The 3,459-nt window shown below is 57.7% G+C and carries 3 protein-coding genes; 2 read left to right on the forward strand and 1 reads right to left on the reverse strand.

Annotated features, from left to right (window positions below):
- The first annotated feature begins 323 nt into the window (after positions 1 to 323).
- Positions 324 to 1,646, forward strand: coding sequence for an ATP-binding protein (locus tag PSV43_RS13410; RefSeq protein WP_300197941.1), 1,323 nt, complete (start codon positions 324 to 326; stop codon positions 1,644 to 1,646).
- A 5-nt stretch (positions 1,647 to 1,651) separates the two neighbouring features.
- A complete protein-coding gene (locus PSV43_RS13415) occupies positions 1,652 to 2,908 on the forward strand; it encodes a hybrid sensor histidine kinase/response regulator (RefSeq protein WP_300197944.1) in 1,257 nt (418 codons plus the stop codon).
- Between the two features lie 28 nt (positions 2,909 to 2,936).
- Here the strand turns inward: PSV43_RS13415 and PSV43_RS13420 are convergent, their stop codons facing one another.
- On the reverse strand, positions 2,937 to 3,143 hold the full coding sequence (locus tag PSV43_RS13420) for a hypothetical protein (protein WP_300197947.1): 207 nt from the start codon (positions 3,141 to 3,143) through the stop codon (positions 2,937 to 2,939).
- Positions 3,144 to 3,459 lie beyond the last annotated feature (316 nt).

Genomic DNA, 3,459 nt, shown 5'->3' on the forward strand with positions numbered 1-3,459 from the left:
CAAGAGGTCAAGAGGTCAAGAGGTCAAGAGGTCAAGAGGTCAAGAGGTCAAGAGGGGTGTCGCCGAGATGGGGCACCTAGACCGCCTTGACCACCCCTTGACCACCCCTTGACCACGCAGCGTCCCCACCTGTCACGTAATTGTAAAAAACCTCGCTTTTGCCTTGCTTTAAGAACGCTTTTATTATTAATTTTATAGTAATTATGTCCTTCACAGCTTTGGCAGAGATCAGCTCCCACCTGATCCCATCCTGCACAGACCACCCTGTCAGGAGTGGTTTACAAAAAATTGTGCCTCCGCCCAACCGGTTCGAGCAGGAACAGATGGAACTCAATTTGCGCAATGCACGGATGGGCGCATGGTTTGTGATGGTCCTCGTACCGCTGTGCAGCATCCTCGACTGGATGGCTTATCCAGCCGATTTCTGGCAGTTTTTCGTGCTGCGTCTGGCCTGTGCGGCGAGTTGTGTGCCCTTGCTCCTGGCGCTGAATGGCTCTCTCGGGCGGAAATACTGCCGTGCCTACCCCATCATCCTGCCGCTGCTGCCGGCGCTGATGATCTGCTTCATGATTTACCTCAGTGGAGATCCCGGCTCAGGCTACTACGCGGGCCTGATCCTGTGCATCGTCTCGACGGCGTTTGTGTTCCATTGGACGTTTCGCGAGATTGGCATCACCCTCAGCCTGGTGGTGCTGGCTTACTTTGCCGCCACCCTGCCCAATCTGGACCTCCACGATACGCACGCGCTGGGGATTTTCGTGAACAACACCAGCTTCATTCTGCTGAACTGCGTGGTCCTCTATTTCGGCAGCCGTCAGCACCATGCCATCCGCCTGCGCGAATTCGAAAGCCGCTGCAAGGTGGAGGACCAGCGCGCAGAACTCGCCGCACGCAATGAAGAGCTCACCGCCACGCTGAAGCTCCTGCGCGAGACGGAAGCCCAGCTGGATCAAAGCGAAAAGCTCGCCTCCATCGGCCGCCTCAGCGCCGGCATCGTGCATGAGATCAACAACCCGCTGAACTACGTGAAGTCGGCGATCTATCTGCTCAAGAAAAAGGGCAGGGCGCTGCCGCCTGAAGTCGCCGAGACCTTCACCACCATTGCCGAAGACATTGGCGAGGGCATCGACCGTGTGGCTGCCATCGTCTCCGATCTGCGCACCTTTGCCCACCCGGAAAATCGCGGCTCCAGACCGGTGGAATTACAGGAAATCGCACGCAAGTCCCTGCGCCTGCTGGCCAAGGAAATCGGAGATCGCGGCGTGGTGCTCGTGGATGAGATTCCGGCGGGCCTCATCGCGCAGGGAGACGAAAACTACCTCATTCAGATTTTGCTCAATCTCGTGCAGAACAGCCTGGACGCGCTGGCAGACCGCCCCTCGCCGACCATTCTGCTTAAAGCCGTGGAAACGGCGGACGGCGTGGATTTGATCGTGCGGGACAATGGCATGGGAATTCCGAAGGAGAATCTCTCGAAGATTTTCGATCCCTTTTTCACCACCAAGCAAGTGGGGCAGGGCATGGGCCTGGGTTTGAGCATCTGCTTCCGCATGATCCAGCAGATGGAAGGCGAAATGAAGATTGATACAATTGCGGGCAGCCACACGCAGTTCACGCTGAGCCTGAAGAAACCTGCGCACATCTGAAGCTGATGCCAAGCCCGCTGCTATCGCCTTATCACATCCTCTACGTCGATGACGAAGAGAAGGCGCTGCATTACTTCAAGGAAATCTTCGGCGATGAGTACACCATCCACGTCGCCAACAATGCGATGGACGGCTACCGCATCCTGCAAAATTACGGGCCGCAGATCGGCCTGCTGCTCACGGACCAGCGCATGCCAGGGCCCAGCGGTATTGAGTTGATGGAGCATGCCCGCAAGCTCAACCCCAATCTCGTTCGCATCCTCGTCACAGCCTACACCGATTATCAGGCCGCCGTGGATGCGGTGAACTCCGGGCGCTGCTTCCGCTACCTGCACAAGCCCTGGGACCCGGATGAACTCGGCGTCGTGCTCAAGCAAGGTCTGGACTACTACCACGCCCTCATTGAGCGCGAGCATCTCCTGGTAGAAAAGGCGGAGTCCGTGCGCAACATGCTCTCCGCAGACAAAGTTTCCGGCCTCGGCATTCTTGCGGAAGGTTTGAACCATCATCTGCGCAATGCCCTCACCGTCGTGCGTGCCTTCATTGATCTCGCGCCCATGAAACTGATGGAGGAAATTGGCGGGGCACATCCACGCGATCCCTCTTTCTGGATTGATGTGCAAAATCAGGCGCAGTCACAGCTCGAACGCATCCAGTCCATGCTGGCGAAGCTGGCCGAGGCCTCGCACTCCAAGCGTCTGGAGCGCACGGACGAATGCCATCTCGGTGCCGTGATCAAAGAGATGGTCGAAATGTTCGCCGAGCAGATGAAGGAAAAGAATCTGAAGATCGAAGTCGCCATTGATCCGAGCCTGCCGCCGGTTTTGGTGCACGGCACGCGCTTCCGCCTGATGTGGCGCTTGATCTTCATGGAGGAGCTCACGCATCTCAGTCCTGGGGACAGCATTCACATCAGCGCGCAAGTCAGGCAGGATGCGAAAGGTCAGTCGCATCTGGTCATGTATGTGCGTGACACCGGGCTCTGGCAGGGGGCGGACAAGCCGGTGAATCTGTTTGACCCCTTCTACACCCGCAGCCGCAAGCCGGATGATTTTGGGGTGAACATGATGGCCTGTTACGTCACCATGCACCTGCACGGCGGCACCGCCGAGGCACGCCATCTTGAGCCACGCGGACTGGAACTCGAATTCAGCCTGCCCGTCGAAACCGGACTGGAGCCAAAAAAAGAGGAAGATTTCTTCCGCACCCTGCTCAACCACGAACAGCGCTGGAAGCTGCGTGAGGAGATGGTGGCGGCGTAGGTGGCTGAGGGGTCAAGAGGTCAAGAGGTCAAGAGGTCAAGCGCGTCGTCGAAGGGGAATCATTCTCGTCCTCGTTCTCGTGCTCGATCCTGCCGCGCCGCTGCACCTTTGGGACCGCCTGCGCACACAGCAGATCCGAAATCATGAACGCACACAGCGCATCCTGCCAGCCCTGGAACTGCACGGCAGCAAGCGCCAAAGAGACCTGGCAGGAAGAGATGCTGCGGAAATCCATTTCGGCAAAGGCTGCATCCACCACCGTCTTTGTCAGACACTCACGTCCATGTCACAATCGCAGACACACACAGACCTCTGCGACCGTCCAGCCACTGCGGTTCACCTCCCCTCATGATTTCCCCCAAAGCCACCTCCATCAACTAAGACTGAATAAACCGCAGAGAATGGACGACCGCAGAGACAAACCGCCTGAATTCAAAACTCAGACCTCTGCGCCCGTCCAACCTCTGCGGTTGAGTTCTGCTCCTCGAAGCCGCGCGCATGGATGAAGCCCCAATGAACCGCAGAGAATGGACGGCCGCAGAGACAAGCCA

Source organism: Prosthecobacter sp., assembly GCF_029946185.1.
In the GTDB taxonomy this organism is placed as follows: Bacteria; Verrucomicrobiota; Verrucomicrobiia; order Verrucomicrobiales; family Verrucomicrobiaceae; genus Prosthecobacter.

Bases quoted from the DNA above. Each gene is read 5' to 3' on its own strand.
- PSV43_RS13410 (WP_300197941.1), top strand. From the start codon at position 324: ATGGAACTCAATTTGCGCAATGCACGGATGGGCGCATGGTTTGTGATG.
- PSV43_RS13420 (WP_300197947.1), bottom strand. From the start codon at position 3,143: ATGGATTTCCGCAGCATCTCTTCCTGCCAGGTCTCTTTGGCGCTTGCT.
- PSV43_RS13415 (WP_300197944.1), top strand. From the start codon at position 1,652: ATGCCAAGCCCGCTGCTATCGCCTTATCACATCCTCTACGTCGATGAC.